Origin of the sequence: Galbibacter kalidii, from assembly GCF_026241135.1 — a bacterium.
GTDB lineage: Bacteria > Bacteroidota > Bacteroidia > Flavobacteriales > Flavobacteriaceae > Galbibacter.
The window spans coordinates 1-839 of record NZ_JAPFGA010000070.1 but is presented as its reverse complement, the minus strand read 5'-3'; the positions used below and the strand labels follow the sequence as shown (position 1 = coordinate 839).

The following is an 839-nucleotide window of genomic DNA, read 5'->3' as shown; positions in this document are numbered from 1 at the left end:
CCAAGCCGCCGCGGCCCGCGCCGACGCCGAAGCCGAGGCCCTGGAGGCGCAGCACACCGCCGACGAACTGGCCGCCACCGGCGAGCAGCTGGAGGAGCAGGTCGAGGAGCTGAGCGCCCAGGTGGAGGCCCTGGAGAGCGAGCGGGACCGGGTGACCGGCGAGCGCGACGAGGCGCGCAGCGCCCTGGCCGAGTTCCGCGAGCGGGTGCGGGAGCTGGAAGCCCAGCGAGACGACGCCCGGCAGCAGCTGGCCGAGGCCCGCAACCGGGTGACGACCCTCGAGGAGCAGCGCGACGAGGAGCGAACGGCTCGGATCGACGCGCAGCGCGAGGCGAAGCAGGCCGACGAAAAGCGCATCGAGGCCGAGCGCGCCCTGGCCGTGGCCGAGACCCGTACCGAGGCCGCCCAGCAGCAGGCCGAGGAGCGGGCCAAGGCGCTCCAGGAGGAGCGGCAGGCTCGCCAACAGGATGCCCAGGGGCACCGCCAGGCCCTGGGCGAACAGCGCGACGAGTACCGCGAGCGCCTGGCCGCCGTGGAGAAGCAGCTCCAGGACGCTCAGAAACGCGCCCAGGCGGCCGAACAGGCCCGGACTAAGGCCGAGGTACGGGGTGAGGCCCTAGCGGCCCGCCTGGGCGCCCTGGAGGGCGAAAAGGCAGATCGTCAACGGCGTGGCGAGGAACAGCCGGGCCTGCCATTCGGTGAGTCTGACTGACCCTCGTGGAAGGGGCGGCCACCCTCTCTGGGGGCCGAAAATCAGGATTACGCGGCTTATCTTGACGGTTTTTCGGGAGGCTCCAGTGCTCTCATTAATGCCTCCCAGACCTGATCACCCCTGGCCC

1 protein-coding gene is annotated in these 839 nt (G+C 71.9%); it reads left to right on the top strand.

All coding sequences use genetic code 11. From position 1 onward, the window contains the following. A partial coding sequence (locus OOZ15_RS19895) for a hypothetical protein (RefSeq protein WP_489666417.1) occupies positions 1-712 on the top strand: 712 nt, incomplete at its 5' end. Positions 713-839: the final 127 nt, after the last annotated feature.